Genomic DNA, 18,795 nt, shown 5'->3' with positions numbered 1-18,795 from the left:
CGCCCGGCCGGGCCCTTTCGTCAGAGGGCGTCGACGTTGACGCCGACCGTGATGGCGCCGATCGGCTTGCCGCTCGCCGGGTCGACCACGGTCATCGAGACCTGCGACTGGAACATCTGGGTCGACTCGTCCTTCTCGACGTCGTCGACGAAGACGGCATCCGGCCCGACCGCGAAGGTCTTCTGGTACTTCGCCTCGTCGCCCTGCCAGTAGTCCGAGGTGACGTCGGACTGGCCGACGTTCAGGCCCTTGTCGTCCATCACGAAGATCTCGGTGACCAGGCCGCCCTGCTGCTCCTTGACGCCGGACAGCCACTTCGACAGCGCGTTGCCCATCACCGAATCGATCAGCGGCTTGGCAGCCGCCGAGGTCTCGGCACGCCACTGCTTGTCGAGGGCATCGATCTTCGCCTGGTCGTATCCGGCGGTCTTGGCGTTCTGGGCCTTGATGGCATCGACCAGGACCGGCTCGGCGGTCCAGCCCTTCACGGTCTTGGCGGCGAATTCCTTCATCGGCGCCACATGGGGCGCATCGGCGGCAAGTACCGTGGCCTGGACGGCGACCAGGGCCGCGAAACCGACCAGCGAGGCGACAATAATTCTCCCGAGCATCTATTCCTCCAGGGGCGTTTGTCTCTTGATATTCGAGTCGTTGCTTTCGGAACGACTGGCGACTGGGGAGGCAGTGTTGTCCCGCGATCTTAAAAAAGGCTAAATTCATAATGGATTGTAACAATCCGGAGTTGTTCAGTAGTTGCCCCCGTTTACCCGTTTAAGGTCAAACCAGATCGCCCTGCGGTAGCGACGACGCCGGGGCCAGGGCCCGCCTCTGCGACATTCGCGCCAGAGATACCGGCCCTTTGAAACGTTTGCGTCGCGCCCTGTCGGCTTTGCGCTAGATTGGCCGGCGCACCCGTGCTGTCTTCCTGACCCAGCGTCCGCGATCCTGTCCGTCAACCCGGAGGAAGCCTTTCGATGAAGTCGCATCTGCAGGTCGCCGTGATCGGCGGCGGCGTGGTCGGCGCCAGCGTGCTCTATCACCTGGCCAAGCTGGGCTGGCCAGAGGTCGGGCTGTTCGAGCGCTCGGAGCTGACCGCAGGCTCGACCTGGCATGCGGCGGGCGGCATGCACACCATGAACGCCGACCCCTACGTCGCCAAGCTGCAGGCCTACACGATCGGCCTCTACAAGACGCTGGAGCAGGAGAGCGGCCAGTCCTGCGGCATCCACCAGACCGGCGGCCTGCTGCTGGCCAGCGACCCCTCGCGCCTGGACTACATCCGCGCCGTGCATGCCAAGGGCAAGGTGCTGGGCCTGGAGCTGGAGCTGGTCGACGCCGCCGAGGCCAAGCGCCGCCTGCCGATCGCCGACGTCAGCGACGTGCTGGGCGCGCTCTACGACCCGCTCGACGGCCACGTCGACCCCTCGGGCGTGACCAACGCCTACGCCAAGGCGGCCCGCTCCTTCGGCGCCGAGGTCTACCGTCACACGCCGGTCGAGGAGCTGACCCAGAACGGCGACGGCTCGTGGAACGTGGTGACCCCGAACGGCACGGTGGTCGCCGAGCACGTCGTCAACTGCGGCGGCCTCTGGGCGCGCGAGGTCGGCGCCCTGGTCGGCCACTCCGTGCCGATCCTGCCGATGGAGCACCAGTACATCCTGACCGACGAGATCCCCGAGGTCGCGGGCTCGCCCAGCGAGGTCATCCACTGCGTCGACTTCAAGGGCGAGAGCTACCTGCGCCAGGAGGGCAAGGGTCTGCTGCTCGGTACCTACGAGGCGCACGGCACGCCCTGGTCGCTCAACGGCACGCCGAAGGACTTCGGCCACGAGCTGCTGCCGAGCGACCTCGACCGGATCATCGACCGCATGGAAGCCGCCTACAGGCGCTACCCCTGCCTGGCCGAGGCCGGCATCAAGAAGATCGTCAACGGCCCCTTCTCCTTCGCCGGCGACGGCAACCCGCTGCTCGGCCCGGTGCCCGGCTACCGCAACTACTGGATCGCCGCCGGCGTCATGGCCGGCTTCAGCCAGGGCGGCGGCGTCGGCCTGTCGCTGGCCCAGTGGATGATCGACGGCGAGCCGGAGACCAGCGTCCTGGCGATGGACGTCGCGCGCTACGGCGACTTCGCCAACAGGCGCTTCACCATGCTGAAGGTGAAGGAGAACTACGGCCGCCGTTTCTCGATCACCTTCCCGAACGAGGAGCTGACCGCGGCGCGGCCGGTCAAGACGACGCCGGTCTATCCGCGCCTGAAGCAGCTCGGCGCCGTCATGGGCGCGCAGTACGGCACCGAGTACGCGCTGTGGTTCGCGCCGGAGGGCATGGCCCCGGTCGAGACCACGACCTTCCGCCGCTCCAACGCCTTCAAGCCGGTCGCCGAGGAGTGCAAGGCGGTGCGCGAGCGCGCCGGCATCATGGAGATCTCGGTCTACGGCAAGCACGAGATCGAGGGGCCGGACGCCGCGGCCTTCCTGGACCGGATCTTCGCCAACCGCCTGCCCGCCGTCGGGCGCATCGCGCTGACCCCGATGCTGAGCGAGAAGGGCCGCATCGTCGGCGACCTGACGGTCGCGCGCCTGGCCGAGGACCGCTTCTTCGTGATCGGCTCCGGCTCGGCCGAGCTCTACCACCAGCGCTGGTTCCACAGGCACCTGCCGCCCGCGGGCGTGACCAGCCGGGCCGTCACCCGCCAGTGGGTCGGCTTCAACCTGGCCGGCCCGCAGGCCCGGCAGGTCCTGCAGAAGCTGACCGACGAGGACCTCGGCGGCAACGCCTTCCCCTTCCTGGCGATGCGGGAGATGGCGCTCGGCCTGGTGCCCGCGCGGGTCGGCCGGATCTCCTTCACCGGCGAGCTCGGCTACGAGATCTATTGCACGCCGGAATACCAGAACACGCTGCTCGAGCTGCTGCTCGAGGCCGGCAAGGAGGTCGACGCCCGGCTGATCGGCAGCCGCGCGCTGCAGTCGCTGCGGGTCGAGAAGGGCTTCGGCGGCTGGACCCGGGAGTACACGCCGGCGAACCTGCCGTTCGAGGCCGGCCTCGGCCGCTTCGTCAAGCTGGACAAGGGCGAGTTCATCGGCCGCGCCGCCGCCGCCGCGGAGAAGCAGGCCGGGCCGGCCCGCAAGCTGGTCATGCTGGAGATCGAGGCCAGGGATGCCGACCTCTGGGGCGACGAGCCGCTGCTCGACGGCGATCGCTGCGTCGGCTTCGTGACCTCGGGCGCCTACGGCCACACGGTCGGCAAGTCGCTGGCGCTCGGCTACCTGCCGGCGGCTCTGGCCGAGCCGGGCCGGCGCTTCGTCACCGACAGCCTCGGCAACGCCCTGGGCGCGACCGTGCTGGCCGAGCCGCCCTACGACCCGAGCGGCGCGCGCATGCGCTCGTGAGCGGGGGCAGCATCTACGTCGACGCCGACGCCTGTCCGGTCAAGGCGGAGATCTACAAGGTCGCCGAGCGCCACGGCCTGACGGTCTTCGTGGTCTCGGCCGATGTCATGGGAGTGCCGCGCCAGCCCTGGATCCGGCCGGTCGTCGCCGGCCCGGCCTTCGACGCCGCCGACGACTGGATCGCCGAGCGCGTCGGGCCGGGCGATATCGTGGTGACCGCCGACGTGCCGCTGGCCTCGCGCGCGGTCAAGGCGGGGGCCGCGGCCATCGGGCCGACCGGCCGCGCCTTCACCGAGGCCTCGGTCGGCATGGCGCTGGCGACCCGCAACCTGATGCAGGAGCTGCGCGAGGCCGGCACGGTCACCGGCGGCCCGAAGCCCTTCTCGCCGCGCGACCGCTCGCGCTTCCTGGAAGCGCTGCACGAGACGATCGTGCGGCTGAAGCGGGGCCGCGGCTAGGCCGGGGCCTCGCGGAGCGACGCCGCGACGTCAGCCCTGGGGAGCGCCCTCGTCGGCGCCCGGCAGTTCGTCGCCGCGCTCGGCCTTGCGGCGGGCGACCTCGTCCTCCTTCTTCTGCAGCTTCTCCTGCTTCTTCTGCTGCTTGGCGCGATTGCGCTCGGCGCGCTGCTGGTTGTAGTTCGGCTTGAAAGCCATCGCCTCTCCTCCTCTCTCTCGCCCAGGGACGTCCCGCAGAAACGAAAAGGGCACCGGAAGCCGGTGCCCTCCTCGCGAACCCGGAGAAAACCGAGGCGTCAGACCGCCTTCAGGTTCTCCGCAGAGCTCTTGCCGCGCCGCGGGTCGGTGACGACCTCGTACGAGACCTTCTGACCCTCGTTGAGGGCACCCATGCCGGCGCGCTCGACGGCCGAGATGTGGACGAAGACATCCGGACCACCGGAGTCGGGCTGGATGAAGCCGTAACCCTTGGTGGCGTTGAACCATTTCACTGTGCCGACGGGCATTGCAGTCTCCTCTGTGCGTCGGTCGCGCCCCCGCCTCGGACCTGAGCCGGTGCAGCGCGTCAAACTGTGGCGTGGATTGGCAGCGTTTCCGTAGCCACGAAGGCACGAGAGGTCGGCCGTCCGACAGATTGACCGCCAATAATTGGCTCGACCGGGCCTCGACGCCAAGAACTTTTTTTGAAGGGCCTCCCCGGGGGCCTCCCTACTCGAACTCCAGAATCGCCTGATCGACGGCCAGCGAATCGCCGGGACTCGCCTTGATCGCCGCGATCCTGCCGTCGGCTGCGGCCCGCAGGACGTTCTCCATCTTCATGGCCTCGACGACCGCCAGCTCCTCGCCCGCCTTGACCTCCTGGCCCTCGCTGACCGCCAGCGAGACGAGCAGGCCGGGCATCGGCGAGAGCAGGAACCTTGAGAGATCCGGGGGCTGCTTGACCGGCATCAGCTCGAGCAGGCTGCCGATCCGCGGCGCCACGACCAGGGCGCGCAGGCTGGCGCCCTCGAAGGTCAGGCGGAAGCCCGGCTCGTCGCCGTCGACCTGGACGATCAGGGCGCGGCTGCCGACGGCGCCGCGGAACAGCGGCACGCCGGGCGCCCAGCTGCCCCGGACCTCGCGCTCGAAGCCCTCGCCGCGCACCACGACGTCGCCGGTCGTGCCTTCGATCGTCACCCGGTGCGACGTGCGGTCCAGGAAGACCACGCGCTCGACTGCCTGCCCCGGCGGCGCGGCGCGGAACTCCCGGCGCCAGCCGACGAAGGCGGCGACCGCGACCAGGCGGTGCAGGTCGTCGGGCTGCAGCGCGCTGCCGACGAAGCCGTCGGGGAACTCCTCGGCGATGAAGTTGGTCGAGAGGCGCCCTTCGCGGAAGCGCGGATGGCCGACGACCGCCGAGAGGAAGGCGACGTTGTGCTGGATGCCGCGGATGTGGAAGGCGTCGAGCGCCGCGCGCATGCGCTGGATCGCGGTCTCGCGGTCCGGCCCGTGGGTCACCAGCTTGGCGATCATCGGGTCGTAGTACATCGAGATCTCGGCGCCGGCCCGCACCCCCGAATCGACGCGCACGCCCTCGACCGCCTTGGGCTCGGCGTAGTGCACCAGCCTGCCGATCGAGGGCAGGAAGCCGCGCGTCGGGTCCTCGGCATAGACGCGCGTCTCGATCGCCCAGCCCTGGCGCTTCACCTCCTTCTGGGAGAACGGCAGCGTCTCGCCGGCGGCGATGCGGATCATCCACTCGACCAGGTCCAGGCCGGTGATCATCTCGGTCACCGGATGCTCGACCTGCAGGCGGGTGTTCATCTCCAGGAAGAAGAAGTTGCGGTCTCTGTCGACGATGAACTCGACGGTGCCGGCCGAGCGGTAGCCGACCGCCTGCGCCAGCGCCACGGCCTGCTCGCCCATGGCCCTGCGGGTCGCCTCGTCGAGGAACGGCGACGGCGCCTCCTCGACGACCTTCTGGTGGCGGCGCTGGATCGAGCACTCGCGCTCCCAGAGGTAGAGGCACTTCTCGGCGTCGGCCAGCACCTGGATCTCGATGTGCCGCGGCTCCTCGACGTAGCGCTCGATGAACACGCGGTCGTCGCCGAACGACGACTTGGCCTCGCTGCGCGCCGAGCGGAAGCCCTCGGCGACCTCCTTGTCGCTGCGCGCGATGCGCATGCCCTTGCCGCCGCCGCCGGCCGAGGCCTTGATCATCACCGGGTAGCCGACGCCGCGGGCGATCTCGACCGCCTCCTCGGCGTCGGCGATCTCGCCGATGTGGCCGGGCACGGTGCTGACGCCGGCCTTGGCGGCCAGCTTCTTCGACTCGATCTTGTCGCCCATCGCGGCGATCGCCGGCGCCGGCGGGCCGATGAACACCAGGCCCGCCTCGGCCAGCGCCTCGACGAAGCCCGCCTTCTCAGACAGGAAGCCGAAGCCGGGATGGATCGCCTCGGCGCCGGTCGCCTTGGCGGCCTCGATGATCCTGTCGGCCCTGAGGTAGCTCTCGGCCGAGGCGGCCGGCCCGATCGCGACGGCCTCGTCGGCCAGCTCGACGTGCAGCGAGTCCCGGTCGGCCTCGGAATAGACCGCGACCGTGGCGATGCCCATCCGCTTGCAGCTCTTGATCACCCGCACGGCGATCTCGCCGCGGTTGGCGATCAGGATCTTCTTGAACATGCGTCTCCCCTTCGCCGCCCGTTCGCCGGCTTTTCGATTCCGTCATCCCCGCGAAGGGATGACGGGCTGAGGGGCCGGAAGACCGGCGCTCCGGGCATCCTGGTCCTCACAGCGGCATGTTGTCGTGCTTGCGCCAGGGGTCCTCGAGCCGCTTCTTCTCGAGCAGCTTGAGGGCCTGGCAGATCCGCCGGCGGGTGCCGTGCGGCATGATCACGTCGTCGATGAAGCCGCGGCTGGCGGCGACGAAGGGGTTGGCGAAGAGCTTGCGGTACTCCTCGGTGCGCTGCTCGATCTTCCCGGGATCGCCGGCGTCGGCGCGGAAGATGATCTCGACCGCGCCCTTCGGGCCCATCACGGCGATCTCGGCCGAGGGCCAGGCGTAGTTGACGTCGCCGCGCAGGTGCTTGGAGCTCATGACGTCGTAGGCGCCGCCGTAGGCCTTGCGGGTGATCACCGTGACCTTCGGCACCGTCGCCTGGGCATAGGCGAACAGCAGCTTGGCGCCGTGCTTGATGATGCCGTTGTATTCCTGGGCGGTGCCGGGCAGGAAGCCGGGCACGTCGACGAAGGTCACGATCGGGATGTTGAAGCAGTCGCAGAAGCGCACGAAGCGCGCGCCCTTGATCGCGCTGTCGATGTCCAGGCAGCCGGCCAGCACCATCGGCTGGTTGGCGACGATGCCGACGGTCCTGCCGTCCATGCGCGCGAGGCCGATCACGATGTTGCCGGCATAGGCTGGCTGCAGCTCGAAGAACTCGCCCTCGTCGACGACCTTCTCGATCAGCTCCTTCATGTCGTAGGGCTTGTTCGGGCTCGGCGGCACCAGGGTGTCGAGGGAGAGGTCCTCGCGCTCGGCCGGGTCGTCGGTCGGCCGGACCGGCGGCGCCTCGCGGTTGTTGAGCGGCAGGAACGACAGGAAGCGGCGCAGCTCGAGCAGGGCCTCGACGTCGTTCTCGAAGGCGAGGTCGGCGACGCCGGACTTGGTGGTGTGGGTCAGCGCGCCGCCGAGCTCCTCGTGAGTCACCGTCTCGTGGGTCACGGTCTTCACCACGTCCGGACCGGTCACGAACATGTAGGAGCTGTCCTTCACCATGAAGATGAAGTCGGTCATGGCCGGCGAGTAGACGGCGCCGCCGGCGCAGGGCCCCATGATCATCGAGATCTGCGGCACGACGCCCGAGGCGACGACGTTGCGCAGAAAGACGTCGGCGTAGCCGGCCAGGGAATCGACGCCCTCCTGGATGCGCGCGCCGCCGGAATCGTTGAGGCCGACGACCGGCACGCCGAGCTGCAGGGCCTGGTCCATGACCTTGCAGATCTTCCTGGCGTGGGTCTCCGACAGCGAGCCGCCGAACACCGTGAAATCCTGACTGAAGACCATGACCGGCCGGCCGTCGACCAGGCCGTGGCCGGTGACCACGCCGTCGCCCGGCACGCGCTGCTCGGCCATGCCGAAGTCGACCGCGCGGTGCTCGACGAACATGTCCCACTCCTCGAACGAGCCGGGATCGAGCAGCACCTCGATGCGCTCGCGCGCGGTCAGCTTGCCCTTGCCGTGCTGCGCCGCGATCCGCTTGCCGCCGCCGCCGAGCCGGGCCTGGGCGCGCCGCCGCTCCAGTTCCTGCAGGATCTCCTTCATGCGCGCCTCTTCCCCTGTTTTCCGGCTTCTGCGGCCGTCCAGGCCTCGCGGCCGGCCGCCCCGGCGATAGCATGGGGGCGTCGGGCGGGCAAGGCGAGGGCTGCGCGGCGCTTCGGCCGGCCGCAGCAGCGAGACGGCTACCGCGACGTCCCGCTGTCGCGCAGCTGCGCCGGCGGCTGGGGGTTGTTGGCCGGGTTGGTGTCGTAGCGGTCGAGGCCGACGACCAGGCCGCCGCCGACCAGCGGCTCCAGCTCGGCCTGGAGCGCATCGGCCACCTCCGTGGCATAGACCTCCCTGCCCTCGACATAGAGCGTGAAGGACTTCAGGTACTTCGCCTGCTTGGCCGGGTCCTCGATCGTCGCCCTGGTCCAGGCGTAGAGCGGGAAGTCCTCGACGCCGCGCCGCTCCGCCTCGGCGACGTAGTCGGCGAAGGCGTCGTACTGGCACGTCAGGCTGGCCCGGTGCCGGGCCAGGATCTCCGGCAGCGGCGCCAGGGCCGGGTCGCCGGGATCGCGGCGGGCGGCGGCCGCCGCCTCCGCGGCGAGCGTGAGCCGGAGCTGATGGTCCCACGGCCCGCTCATCCGTCGCCCTCATCGGGGCCGGCAGCCTCGTCGAGCAGGCGCAGGAAGCGCTCGGCGGCGGCGAGCTCGGCGAGCAGGCCCCGGCGGCGCTTCGCCGCCTCCGGGTCCTCGCCCCAGCGCTCGATGGTGAAGGACTCGTCGAGCTCGGCGGCCTCGAAGGCGCCCGTTGCGTCGAGCCGCCCCTCGGCCAGCGCCAGGCCGACGACCAGCGAGCCGGAGACGCGCACGGCCAGCGCCAGGGCGGCGAGGCGCCAGTCGTCCTGGCGCTCGACGGCGCGCCGCAGCGCGGCCAGCGCATCCGGCGGCTGCGGGACACTGGCCAGGCCTTCGGTCGCGACCAGCGGCGCGTCGAGGCCGAGCGCCGCCCAGTCGAGCAGCGGCTGCCAGACCGCCTTCTGGCGCTCGGCCAGCTCGGCCGGATTGGGCGCGCGGTAGCAGAGCAGCTCGTGCTCGGCGAAGCCGGCCAGCTCCTCGACCGTCTCGGCGCGCTTGGCGCTCACCAGGTCGATGGTGCTGCAGGCGAGTGCGGTGAGCGGCATGGTCGAGGGATCGAGCGTGGCGCCCTGGGCCCGCCATTCCTCGGCGATCGCCTCGGCGAGCCCGGCGGCCGGCACCGCCAGCGGCACCCTGGCGGGCGTGCGCAGCGGCCGGCCGTCGAGCTGGACCAGATGGCCGCCCGCGTCGCGGGCGACCGTCACCGTCTTGTAGATGCGCTTCCTGGGCTCGGCCATCGGGGCAGGCGTCAGTTCTTGAACAGGCCCTCGAGGCCCTTCTTGACGTCGTCCAGCCCCTTCTTGACGTCGCCCTTTCCGAGCGTGTCCTTGGCGCTGTCGAGCGCCTTCTGGGCATCGTCGCCCTTCAGCACCTTGTCCAGGCTCTCCTTGACCGAGCCGATCGGCGTCTTGCTGGCCGGCACGTCGGCGGTCTGCTCGAGAGCCGTCACGCAGCTGTTCTCGGTGGCGGCTGGGGCGGCGGTGCCGCCACCGGCCTGGCCGCCCTGGCCCGAGACCATCTCGCCGAGCGCGGCCAGCGGGTTGCTGCCGCCGCCGACGAACTCGCTCGCCTTCATCGCCGCGCCCAGCGCGTCCGGCGCCGGCTTCGGATCGGCCAGGGTGCCCCTGACCACGAAGGGGATGGCCAGGCTGACCAGCGCCGCCTCGCGGGTGCGCGTGTCGAACTTCAGGTCCAGGTTCTCGTTCTTGAGGTTCACCGTGCCGGCGCCGGCCAGGGAGAAGGTGCTGCTGTCGAGCAGCTGGGCCTGGCTGACCGCCAGGCCGTTCTCGAAGCGGAAGCGGCTGACCAGGCAGTTCAGCTTGGTCTCCTTCTCGCCGCCGAACAGCGGGCCGAGGATCTGGTCCAGGCCGGTCGCGACGATCGCCAGGATCCGGTTGTTGATGACGCCCTCGCCGCCGACGATCTCGCTGCTGCCGTTGAGGCTGGAGGCGATGGCGCGCGGCGAGTCGCCGCGGCCCTTCAGGTCCAGCGCGACGTCGAGCGAGGTCTCCAGGTCCTGCGACCCGGCGTAGGTCTTCAGCAGCTCGCCGACCGACAGGCCCTTGACGTCGACCTTGGTCGCGAGCGGCGCCGGCGACTTGCCGGCGTCCAGGCTGAGCGTGCCGTCGAGCTGGCCCTCGAAGGCCTTGGCGCGCAGCTTCGAGATGTCGAGCTTGCCGTTCTCCAGGCGCAGCGCCAGCTCGACGTCGCCGAGCGTCAGCTCCGGGTCGACGATCAGCTGGCCGAGCTTCAGCTTGACCTGGGCGTCGGCGAGCTTGAGCGCGGCGAGCGGCAGCGGCGTGTCGGGGATGACGTAGGGCTGGCCGCCCGCGGTCTCGGTCTGCCGGGCCTCCTTGGCCTGCTGGTCGGCCGCCTTCTGCTCCGCCTGGTCGACCGGGGCGGTCGAGACGGCCTTCTCGCCCGCCCCCGCCTTGGCGAAATCGGAGAGGTCGAGCTTGGCGCCGGTCAGGTCGGCCAGCACGGCCGGCCGCGCGCCTTTCAGGCTGGCGGTCAGCGTGCCGGCGAGATCCGAGCCGCCGAGCGACAGGGCCATGCCGTCGACCGTGATCAGGCCGGCGTCCAGGCCGATCCGGCCGCTGAAGGCGAGCGGCCCGAGCGGCGGCAGGCTGGAGCCGGCCAGCTTGTCGAACTGGTCCAGGGACTCGGCCTGCAGCTGGACCTTGATGTCCGGGGTCGCCGCGCCCTTGAGGTCGGTGATCCGGCCGTCGGCCGAGACCTCGGCACCGGCGATCTTGCCCGACAGCTGGACCGGCAGGTCACCGCCTTTCATCAGGATCGGCAGGCCGCCGAGGCGGCCCGACAGCTCGAAGGGCGCTTCCTGATAGCTGCCCTCGGCCGAGACCTTCAGCTGGTCGCCGTCCGGCTTGACCTCCAGGGAATCGAGATTGAGCAGCAGGCTCTCGCCGGTCGCGCCGTCGCGGTAGACCAGCCGGCTGTCGCGGATCTCAACCGAGCCGACCTCCGGCACCACCGGCGTGCCCGACGCCGTCGAGCCGCCGGCCGATCCGGCGCCCGCCGCACCGCCCTTGGCGCCGCCGGTCGAGAGCGCCCAGTTGCCCTCGCCCTTCTTGTCGGTCTCCAGCAGGATGTCGGCATTCTCGATGACGACCCGCTGGATGACGTAGCGGCCCTGGAGCAGCGGCATCAGGGCGACCTGGGCCTCGACCTGCCCGACGTCGAGCAGCTCGGGCCGGCTGCCCCAGTCGGCGTTGTCGAAGCTGACGTCCTTCAGCACGATCGCCGGGGTCAGCGAGACCGACAGGTCGATCGGACCCTTGAGGCGCAGCTTGCGGCCGGTCGCCTGCTCGGCCTGGGCCTCGATGAAGCCGCGCAGCTCGTCGGTGTTGAGGCTGCGCAGGATCGCATAGAAGGTGGCGCCGACGGCGACGACCAGCACGACGAGGCCGATCAGGATCCACTTCACCACTTTCATGACAGCTCTCCAGCCAGGGTCGCCAGGCGCTCGGGCAGCTCGGCCATCTCGGCCAGCACACCGCGCGCACCGGCTGCACGCAGCTCCTCGGGATCGTGATACCCCCAGGACACGCCGAGCGAAACCGTGCCGGCGTTTTGTGCCATTTCGATGTCGAAAGTCGTATCTCCGATCAGCACCGTCTCGTCAGGGTAGCACCCGACCTCGTTCATTGCCCGTTGCAGCATGCCCGGATGCGGCTTCGATGGCGAGTGGTCGGGAGTCTGCAGCGTCGTGAAGCGATGCCTCAGGCCGTGGCGCTCCAGCGAGGCCGAGAGGCCGCGCAGATTCTTGCCGGTCGCGATGCCGAGCAGCACCTCGGGGCGGTCGAGCCGCTCCAGGGTCTCGGCCACGCCCTCGAACAGCGGCTCGTGGAACGCCGGATCGGCCCGCCACGCCAGGAAGGCCTCGCGATAGGCGGCGGCGGCCGGCGCCACGGCGTCCCCGGCCGCGTCCGGCAGCAGGCGCGCGATCGCCAGCTCGAGGGACAGGCCGACGACCCGGCGCACCGCCCCGGCCTCGGGCGCCGGCAGGCCGACGGCGGCGAAGCCCGCGGCCATGCAGTGCACGATGCCGGCCTGGCTGTCGACCAGGGTGCCGTCGAAGTCGAAGACGATCAGCCTGTAGGGATGCGACGGGGCGCCGGCCGCCACCCGTCAGCCTTCCAGCCAGAGCGCGGCCCGCTCGACCGCCGGCCCTTCGGGATCGAAGCGCAGCGCCGCCAGAGCCTCGGCGAAGTGCGGCGGGATCGGCGCGGTGAAGCGCACGGTGGTGCCGTCCTCGGGATGCGGCACGGCGAGCTCGCGGGCCAGCAGCATCAGCTGCTTGGGCAGCGCCGGCCGGTCGAGGAAGGCCTGCCTGCCGCCGTACTTGCCGTCGCCGAGGATCGGACAGCCGAGCGCCGCCATGTGGACGCGCAGCTGGTGCGTGCGGCCGGTCAGCGGCCGCAGGGCGACGAAGCTGGCCTTGCGGGCGTGGCTGTCGATCAGGTGGTAGCGCGTGCGCGCCGGCTTGGCGTCGGCGGCGCCGGTGCGCACCTTCTCCTTGCCGGGCCCGCCCTCCTTGCCGAGCGGCAGGTCGAGCTGGCTGCGCTTCTTCGGCGGCACGCCGGCGACCAGCGCCCAGTAGATCTTGCGCGCGCCCTCGCCGCCGCCTTCCTGGCGGAAGGCCTCGCCGAGGCGCCGGGCGGCTTCGGCGGTGCGCGCCAGCAGCAGCACGCCGGCGGTGTCGCGGTCGAGGCGATGGACCAGGCGCGGCCGCTCGACCGCCTCGAACATCAGGGCGTCGAGCATGGCGTCGAGATGGCGGGTCTGGCCGCTGCCGCCCTGGACGGCCAGGCCGGCCGGCTTGTCGAGGGCGATGATCCAGTCGTCACGATAGAGCACCCGGGCGCGCAGCGCCTCGGCCTCCGCCTCGCTCAGCGGCGTCTCGGCACGCTGCGGGGCGGCCGGCACCGCCGCGCCCGGGCCGCCGGACGGCCCGCCGAGCGGCGGCACCCGCACCGCCTGGCCCTCGGCCAGGCGGGTCGAGGGCTGCGCGCGCTTGCCGTCGACCCGGACCTGGCCGGTACGCAGCAGCTTGGCGAGGTGGCCGAAGGTCACCGCCGGATAGTGCTTCCGGAACCAGCGGTCGAGCCGCTGCTCGCCCTCCCCGGCCTCGACCAGACGGGTCTCGACGCCGCTCATGCGGGCACGTTCCGGATCAGCCAGAAGCCGAAGAAGAGGGCGGCGATCGAGAGCGACACGCTGACGATCACGTAGAGCGCGGCCAGGCCCAGCTCGCCGCGGCCGTGCAGCAGGCCGACGTCGAGCGAGAAGGTCGAGAAGGTGGTGAAGGCGCCGAGCAGGCCGACCACCAGGAAGGCCCGCAGCTCCTGGCTCGGGTGGAAGAAGCGGGCGAAGACCTCGATCAGCACCCCCATGATGAAGGAGCCGAGCACGTTGACGAGCAGCGTGCCCCAGGGGAAGCCGGTGCCGAGCAGCTTCATCGCCTGCCCGGCGGCGAAATGGCGGCCGAGGGCGCCGACGGCGCCGCCGGCAGCGATGGCGAGGAGGAGCGGCAGCTTCATGGCTGCGCTTTTAGCGGAAACCCGCGCGTGAGGTAAGGGTACGGGCGCCGCACCTCAGGCGGCGCTGGAGCGCTGCCCGCCGGCCAGCCATTCCAGGCAGGCCGAGGTGGTCTTCTGATAGGCGCCGAGACGGCCGAGCTCGCGCAGGCTGTCCTCGCTGGCATCGCCCAGGGCGTCGCCGACGACGATCACCCGGTAGTCGCGCGCCGCGCCCTCGTAGACCGTGGCGCGGCCGCCGGTCGGGAAGTTGACGCCGCAGATCACGATCGTCGTGATCCCGAGCTCGCGCAGCTGGGCATCGAGCCCGGTACTGAAGAAGGCGCCCCAGCGCGGCTTGTAGAAGGCGTATTCGTTGCGCGCCAGCTCCTGGAACTCGCCGGCGAGCAGGGCGTCGGGCATCAGCCGCGCCTTGCAGGGCGAGATCTCGGCGACCAGGTCGGCGCCGCGCGTGCCGGGCATCAGGACGCGCATGCCCTCCTCGACAGCCGTGCGCCGGAACAGGTCGACGTTGGTGCCGTCGGGCCGGTAGAGGCGCACCGAATGGAAGATCGGCTTCCGGTGCTCCCGGAAGCCGCGGACCAGACGCTCGATGTTGGGCAGCGCCGACTTGACGCCGCTCGCCTTGACCGGCGAGTCGCTGCGCAGGAAGTCGTTCTGCATGTCCACGGTGATGAGCGCGGCCGAATCCCTCTGGGGGACGTTTTGCTCGACCATGGGGGTTAGCTTCTCGCTCTGTGGAGAGGGCCGGCGGGGGCTTCGCCCGACTTTGTTACCAAGACAATACGACCGCCCCGGGCGCGCACAACAGGCGCTCCTGCATGACCGCGTCGCGAGGCGTGCAACGCTGTCCGCGTTTCAATCGGCATGACTCATCCCCCCTCTGAGCGCTCCCGGCGCAACCGCTCCCAGTATTCCAATCGCTTGGCGATTTCCCGCTCGAAGCCGCGTTCGACCGGGCGGTAGAAACGCTGCCGCTCCATCGTCTCGGGAAAGTAGTTCTGGCCCGAGAAGGCCTCCGGCGCGTCGTGGTCGTAGGCGTAGCCCTTGCTGTAGCCGAGCTGCTTCATCAGCTTGGTCGGCGCGTTCAGGATGTGCATCGGCGGCATCAGCGAACCGGTCTCCCTGGCCGAGCGGGAGGCCGCGCCGTAGGCCTTGTAGGCAGCGTTCGACTTGGGCGCGGTGCCCAGATAGATGACCAGCTGCGCCAGGGCCAGCTCGCCCTCCGGGCTGCCGAGCCGCTCATAGGCGTTCCAGGCCGCGATCGCCTGGGTCAGCGCCTGCGGGTCGGCGAGGCCGACGTCCTCGACGGCGAAGCGCAGCAGGCGCCGGGCGATGTACTCCGGGTCCTCGCCGCCGGCCAGCATGCGCGCGAACCAGTAGAGCGCGGCGTCGGTGTCCGAGCCGCGCAGCGACTTGTGCAGAGCCGAGATCAGGTTGTAGTGGCCCTCCTGGCTCTTGTCGTAGAGCGGCATGCGCCGCTGCACGACCTCGGCCAGGCCGGCGGTGTCGAGCACCGGCCCGCCGTCGCTCGCCGACGGCAGGCTGAAGAGCTCCTCGGCCAGGTTCAGCAGGTAGCGGCCGTCGCCGTCGGCCAGGGCGGCGAGCGAGGCCCGCGCCTCGGCGGTCAGCGGCAGCGGCCGGCCGGCCTCGGCCTCGGCGCGCGCCAGCAGCTTCTCCAGGGCGGCGTCGTCGAGGCGCTTCAGCACCAGCACCTGGCAGCGCGACAGCAGGGCGGCGTTGAGCTCGAACGAGGGGTTCTCGGTGGTTGCCCCGACCAGCACCACCGTGCCGTCCTCGACGTAGGGCAGGAAGCCGTCCTGCTGGGCGCGGTTGAAGCGGTGGATCTCGTCGACGAACAGCAGGGTGCCGCGGCCGCTCCGGCGCCGCTCCCTGGCCCGCTCGAAGACCTTGCGCAGGTCGGCGACGCCGGAGAAGACGGCCGACAGCGGCTCGAAGGCGAGATCGCTGATCTCGGCCAGCAGGCGGGCGATCGTGGTCTTGCCGGTGCCCGGCGGCCCCCAGAGGATGGTCGAGCTGACACGCCGATGGGCGGCCATGCGGCCGATCGGGCCGTCGGGGCCGATCAGGTGGTCCTGGCCGAGCACCTCGTCGAGCGCGCGCGGCCGCAGGCGGTCGGCCAGGGGCCGCGGCGCCTGGGTCTCGAACAGCTCACCGCTCGACATGGGAACGACTCCCGTGGAGGGACAGCGCCTTCCTAGCCGACGATCTCAAGGCGCCTCTGCTCGCCGTTGCGACTGATCACCAGCGACCAGCGGTCCTGGTTCGACAGCAGCCGGTCGAGGCCGTCGACGCTCTCGATCCTCTGGCCGTTGACCGAGATCAGCACGTCGCCCGGCTCGAAGCCGTAGCGGCGGGCCGGCGAGTTGCGGGCGATCGCGATCAGGGCGACGCCGTGCCACTTGCGGATGCCGAGCTCCTCGGCGACCGCCGGCGACAGGTTGACGACCTTGGTGCCGGCCAGCGGATGGCGGCCGCTCAGCACCGTCTCGTGGCGCGGCGGGTTCTCCGGCGCCTTCTCCATCGGCCAGCGCAGGGTCAGCTGGTGGCCGTCGCGCAGGATCTCGAACTCGGCGCGGCTGCCGATCGGCCGGGTCGCGACGCGGAAGGCCAGGGCCTCGGGATCGTCGACCTCGCGGCCGTCCATCGCCTCGATGACGTCGCCGCGCTTCAGGCCGGCGTTGGCCGGCGGGCTGCCCGGGTAGACGTCGGTGACCAGCACGCCGCGCGGCGCGTCGAGGCCGAAGCCGCGCGCCAGCTCGGACGTGACCTCCTGGCTGTGGAAGCCGATCCAGGGCCGCTCGATCTGGCCGCCGTGCAGCGCCGCCTGGATCACCGTGTCGACCATCTCGGAGGGAATCGCGAAGCCGATGCCGACCGAGCCGCCGGTCTTGGTGTAGATCGCCGAGTTGATGCCGACCAGCTTGCCGTCCAGCGAGACCAGGGCGCCACCGGAGTTGCCCGGATTGATCGCCGCGTCGGTCTGGATGAAGGAGCGGTAGTCGGACGCGCCGATGCCGGTGCGCGCCAGCGCCGAGACGATGCCGCTGGTCACGGTCTGGCCGACGCCGAAGGGGTTGCCGATGGCCAGCACCAGGTCGCCGACCTGCAGCTCGTCGGAGGGGCTGGTCTGCAGGTACGGCAGCGGCTTGCCGCCGTCGTCGACCTTGAGCACCGCGAGGTCGGTGCGCTCGTCGCTCAGCATCACCTTGGCGTCGAGCTCGCGCCGATCGCCGAGCACGACGCGGATCGCGTCGGCGCCGTTGATGACGTGGCGGTTGGTGACGATCAGGCCGTGCGGATCGACGATGACGCCCGAGCCGAGCGACTGCTGCCGGCGCTCGCGGGTGATGCCGCCACCGAAGGCGTCGCCGAAGAAGCGCTTGAAGAAGGGATCGTCGAACATCGGCGACACCGGCTGCTGCACGGTGCGCTGGGCGTAGATGTTGACCACGGCCGGCGCCGTCTCGCGCACCACCGGGGCGAAGGACAGCTTGATCTGGGCCTGGCTCTGCGGGACGACGCGCTGGGCCGCCGCCGCCGGCACGGCGACGAGGACGAGCGACAGGAAGACGGAGGCGAAAAGACGGTCGATGGCGGCCATCGCGGCAAGATGACCGCCGCCGCCGCCAGGATCAAGCGGCGTCGCCGCGCCGCGATGAAAGGCCGCCGCCCGGTCAGGCCGGGACCCGGTCCTCCTCGGCCATCCTGGTGAAGAGGTTGACGTTGTCGAGCTGGCCGATCCGGGTGCCCGTGAGGTCGGCGTCGCGCAGGTTGGTGTCGCGCAGGTCGGCGCCCCTGAGGTCGGCCCCGGAGAGGTCGGCGCGCAGCAGGTTGGCGTTGCGCAGGTCGGCCGCCGCCAGCACGGCGTCGCGCAGCCTGGCCTCGGTCAGCAGGCAGAAGGAGAGATCGGCCGCCGCCAGGAAGCTGCCCGACAGGTCCCGGCCGGCGAGGTCGAGGCCCTTGAGGTCGGCCTTGCGCCCCTCGCGCCCGCCGCTCGCGACCCAGCGCCGATGCTCCCCGAGCGCCTTGGCCAGGAACTCCGGCGTCGCCCGCCGGGCGTTCGAGGTGATCGCCAGGGAGTTCTCGATCATCGTCTTGTCCATGCCCTCGAAGACGGCGCCGCGCAGGTCGGCGGCGTCGAGGCGCGCGCCGTCCAGCCGGGAGTCCCTGAACTCGGCGCCGTTGAAGGCGGCCTCGCGCAGGTCGGCGCCAGTCAGGTCGACGCGGTCGAGCACCGCGCTCGAGAAGTTCGCGTTCTTCAGGCGTGCCTGCTTGAGGTTGGTGCCGCGCAGCACGGCGCGCTTGAAGGTCGTGGCCTGCTCGCGGGTCGCGGTGCCGCCCTCCTCCAGGACCGAGCTGTCGCGCAGGTCGGCGCCGGTCAGCAGCGCGCCCGACAGGTCGGCCTTGTCGAAGGTCGCGCCGCGCAGGTCCGCGCGCTCGAAGTCGGCGCGCGTCATGTCGGCCTCGTCGAAGCAGGCGCCGTGCAGCCGCGCCTGCCGGAACTTGGCGTCGACCAGGCTGGCCCGGGTGAAGTTGCAGCCCGCGAGCTCGCTGTCCGACAGGTTGAGGCCGGCGAAGTTGAGGCCGGACAGGTCGCACTGGTTGAGCATGCAGCGGATCCCCTGGCGCTGGCCCCGGAGGAAGCGCCCGTGCAGCTCGGCGAGCCGGGCGAGCACCGGCTGGGTGATCCGGACCTTGGAGAAGACCTTGCTCTTGTCTGCCGTCATGGTCGTCCTGACCTAGCGGCCGCCTCCCCGATCGGGCGGCCCACGCGGCTACATCAGCCGGTCAGTACTTGAGCAAACGTTAAGGAAACAAATAAATCACAGAATATTACAGTATTCACCAAATACCTATTCTTGATGGAACGAAACGAGACGGTGCAATTTGATCTTTATGCCGAAAACCGCGGGCGGAGCGGCACGAGGACGGCCCTCGGGCGAGGGGGCCGCGGCGCGGGACGGATCCGGGAGCCAGGGATCGCAAGGCCGC

At 70.8% G+C, this 18,795-nt stretch carries 17 protein-coding genes; 2 read left to right on the top strand and 15 right to left on the bottom strand.

The window, feature by feature from the left end:
* Positions 1–20: 20 nt before the first annotated feature.
* Positions 21–611: a hypothetical protein gene (locus B9O00_RS17585; RefSeq protein ID WP_200808550.1), complete on the bottom strand. Its 591-nt coding sequence runs from the start codon at positions 609–611 to the stop codon at positions 21–23.
* A 363-nt stretch (positions 612–974) separates the two neighbouring features.
* Here B9O00_RS17585 and B9O00_RS17580 point away from each other — a divergent pair, with 363 nt between their 5' ends.
* Together B9O00_RS17580 and B9O00_RS17575 are read left to right on the top strand one after the other, a co-directional pair.
* On the top strand, positions 975–3,389 hold the full coding sequence (locus tag B9O00_RS17580; protein WP_085124012.1) for a GcvT family protein: 2,415 nt from the start codon (positions 975–977) through the stop codon (positions 3,387–3,389).
* A complete protein-coding gene (locus tag B9O00_RS17575; RefSeq protein ID WP_085124011.1) occupies positions 3,386–3,847 on the top strand; it encodes a YaiI/YqxD family protein in 462 nt (153 codons plus the stop codon). The genes B9O00_RS17580 and B9O00_RS17575 overlap by 4 nt, the downstream gene beginning before the upstream one ends.
* A gap of 30 nt (positions 3,848–3,877) precedes the next feature.
* Here the strand turns inward: B9O00_RS17575 and B9O00_RS33510 are convergent, their stop codons facing one another.
* The 14 genes from B9O00_RS33510 to B9O00_RS17510 form a co-directional block, all read right to left on the bottom strand.
* The gene (locus B9O00_RS33510; RefSeq protein WP_179243915.1) at positions 3,878–4,042 is read right to left on the bottom strand and encodes a hypothetical protein; all 165 of its coding nucleotides are present in this window, start codon (positions 4,040–4,042) and stop codon (positions 3,878–3,880) included.
* A 98-nt stretch (positions 4,043–4,140) separates the two neighbouring features.
* Positions 4,141–4,350, bottom strand: coding sequence for a cold-shock protein (locus tag B9O00_RS17570; protein ID WP_085124010.1), 210 nt, complete (start codon positions 4,348–4,350; stop codon positions 4,141–4,143).
* 202 nt (positions 4,351–4,552) lie between these two features.
* The gene (locus tag B9O00_RS17565; RefSeq protein ID WP_085124009.1) at positions 4,553–6,508 is read right to left on the bottom strand and encodes an acetyl-CoA carboxylase biotin carboxylase subunit; all 1,956 of its coding nucleotides are present in this window, start codon (positions 6,506–6,508) and stop codon (positions 4,553–4,555) included.
* A gap of 106 nt (positions 6,509–6,614) precedes the next feature.
* Entirely contained in the window at positions 6,615–8,147 is a 1,533-nt protein-coding gene (locus tag B9O00_RS17560; protein ID WP_085124008.1) for an acyl-CoA carboxylase subunit beta, read from the bottom strand.
* Positions 8,148–8,284: 137 nt separating this feature from the next.
* Positions 8,285–8,728, bottom strand: coding sequence for a hypothetical protein (locus B9O00_RS17555; RefSeq protein ID WP_085124007.1), 444 nt, complete (start codon positions 8,726–8,728; stop codon positions 8,285–8,287).
* Positions 8,725–9,459: an ATP12 family chaperone protein gene (locus B9O00_RS17550; RefSeq protein WP_085124006.1), complete on the bottom strand. Its 735-nt coding sequence runs from the start codon at positions 9,457–9,459 to the stop codon at positions 8,725–8,727. The genes B9O00_RS17555 and B9O00_RS17550 overlap by 4 nt, the downstream gene beginning before the upstream one ends.
* 11 nt (positions 9,460–9,470) lie before the next feature.
* Entirely contained in the window at positions 9,471–11,675 is a 2,205-nt protein-coding gene (locus B9O00_RS17545) for an AsmA family protein (RefSeq protein ID WP_085124005.1), read from the bottom strand.
* On the bottom strand, positions 11,672–12,367 hold the full coding sequence (locus tag B9O00_RS17540; protein ID WP_085124004.1) for an HAD-IA family hydrolase: 696 nt from the start codon (positions 12,365–12,367) through the stop codon (positions 11,672–11,674). Before B9O00_RS17540 ends, B9O00_RS17545 begins: the two co-directional genes overlap by 4 nt.
* 3 nt (positions 12,368–12,370) lie before the next feature.
* Positions 12,371–13,399 (bottom strand): RluA family pseudouridine synthase, encoded by a 1,029-nt coding sequence (locus B9O00_RS17535; protein WP_085124003.1) that lies wholly within the window; start codon positions 13,397–13,399, stop codon positions 12,371–12,373.
* Positions 13,396–13,782, bottom strand: a complete 387-nt coding sequence (crcB, locus tag B9O00_RS17530) for a fluoride efflux transporter CrcB (protein ID WP_085124002.1) — start codon at positions 13,780–13,782, stop codon at positions 13,396–13,398. The genes B9O00_RS17535 and crcB overlap by 4 nt, the downstream gene beginning before the upstream one ends.
* 54 nt (positions 13,783–13,836) lie before the next feature.
* Complete coding sequence (locus B9O00_RS17525) at positions 13,837–14,496, bottom strand: cysteine hydrolase family protein (RefSeq protein WP_085124001.1); 660 nt, start codon at positions 14,494–14,496, stop codon at positions 13,837–13,839.
* Between the two features lie 155 nt (positions 14,497–14,651).
* Entirely contained in the window at positions 14,652–15,965 is a 1,314-nt protein-coding gene (locus tag B9O00_RS17520) for a replication-associated recombination protein A (RefSeq protein WP_085124000.1), read from the bottom strand.
* Positions 15,966–15,997: 32 nt separating this feature from the next.
* A complete protein-coding gene (locus B9O00_RS17515) occupies positions 15,998–17,404 on the bottom strand; it encodes a DegQ family serine endoprotease (protein ID WP_085123999.1) in 1,407 nt (468 codons plus the stop codon).
* Positions 17,405–17,477: 73 nt separating this feature from the next.
* Positions 17,478–18,530 (bottom strand): pentapeptide repeat-containing protein, encoded by a 1,053-nt coding sequence (locus tag B9O00_RS17510; RefSeq protein ID WP_085123998.1) that lies wholly within the window; start codon positions 18,528–18,530, stop codon positions 17,478–17,480.
* Positions 18,531–18,795: the final 265 nt, after the last annotated feature.

The organism is Tistlia consotensis USBA 355 (genome assembly GCF_900177295.1).
GTDB classification, from domain to species: Bacteria; Pseudomonadota; Alphaproteobacteria; order Kiloniellales; family DSM-21159; genus Tistlia; species Tistlia consotensis.
This window is presented reverse-complemented; position numbering and strand designations above follow the sequence as displayed.

Coding starts and splice junctions, on each gene's coding strand:
- B9O00_RS17585 (WP_200808550.1), bottom strand. CDS start 611: ATGCTCGGGAGAATTATTGTCGCCTCGCTGGTCGGTTTCGCGGCCCTG.
- B9O00_RS17580 (WP_085124012.1), top strand. CDS start 975: ATGAAGTCGCATCTGCAGGTCGCCGTGATCGGCGGCGGCGTGGTCGGC.
- B9O00_RS33510 (WP_179243915.1), bottom strand. CDS start 4,042: ATGGCTTTCAAGCCGAACTACAACCAGCAGCGCGCCGAGCGCAATCGC.
- B9O00_RS17570 (WP_085124010.1), bottom strand. CDS start 4,350: ATGCCCGTCGGCACAGTGAAATGGTTCAACGCCACCAAGGGTTACGGC.
- B9O00_RS17565 (WP_085124009.1), bottom strand. CDS start 6,508: ATGTTCAAGAAGATCCTGATCGCCAACCGCGGCGAGATCGCCGTGCGG.
- B9O00_RS17560 (WP_085124008.1), bottom strand. CDS start 8,147: ATGAAGGAGATCCTGCAGGAACTGGAGCGGCGGCGCGCCCAGGCCCGG.
- B9O00_RS17555 (WP_085124007.1), bottom strand. CDS start 8,728: ATGAGCGGGCCGTGGGACCATCAGCTCCGGCTCACGCTCGCCGCGGAG.
- B9O00_RS17550 (WP_085124006.1), bottom strand. CDS start 9,459: ATGGCCGAGCCCAGGAAGCGCATCTACAAGACGGTGACGGTCGCCCGC.
- B9O00_RS17545 (WP_085124005.1), bottom strand. CDS start 11,675: ATGAAAGTGGTGAAGTGGATCCTGATCGGCCTCGTCGTGCTGGTCGTC.
- B9O00_RS17535 (WP_085124003.1), bottom strand. CDS start 13,399: ATGAGCGGCGTCGAGACCCGTCTGGTCGAGGCCGGGGAGGGCGAGCAG.
- crcB (WP_085124002.1), bottom strand. CDS start 13,782: ATGAAGCTGCCGCTCCTCCTCGCCATCGCTGCCGGCGGCGCCGTCGGC.
- B9O00_RS17525 (WP_085124001.1), bottom strand. CDS start 14,496: ATGGTCGAGCAAAACGTCCCCCAGAGGGATTCGGCCGCGCTCATCACC.
- B9O00_RS17520 (WP_085124000.1), bottom strand. CDS start 15,965: ATGTCGAGCGGTGAGCTGTTCGAGACCCAGGCGCCGCGGCCCCTGGCC.
- B9O00_RS17515 (WP_085123999.1), bottom strand. CDS start 17,404: ATGGCCGCCATCGACCGTCTTTTCGCCTCCGTCTTCCTGTCGCTCGTC.
- B9O00_RS17510 (WP_085123998.1), bottom strand. CDS start 18,530: ATGACGGCAGACAAGAGCAAGGTCTTCTCCAAGGTCCGGATCACCCAG.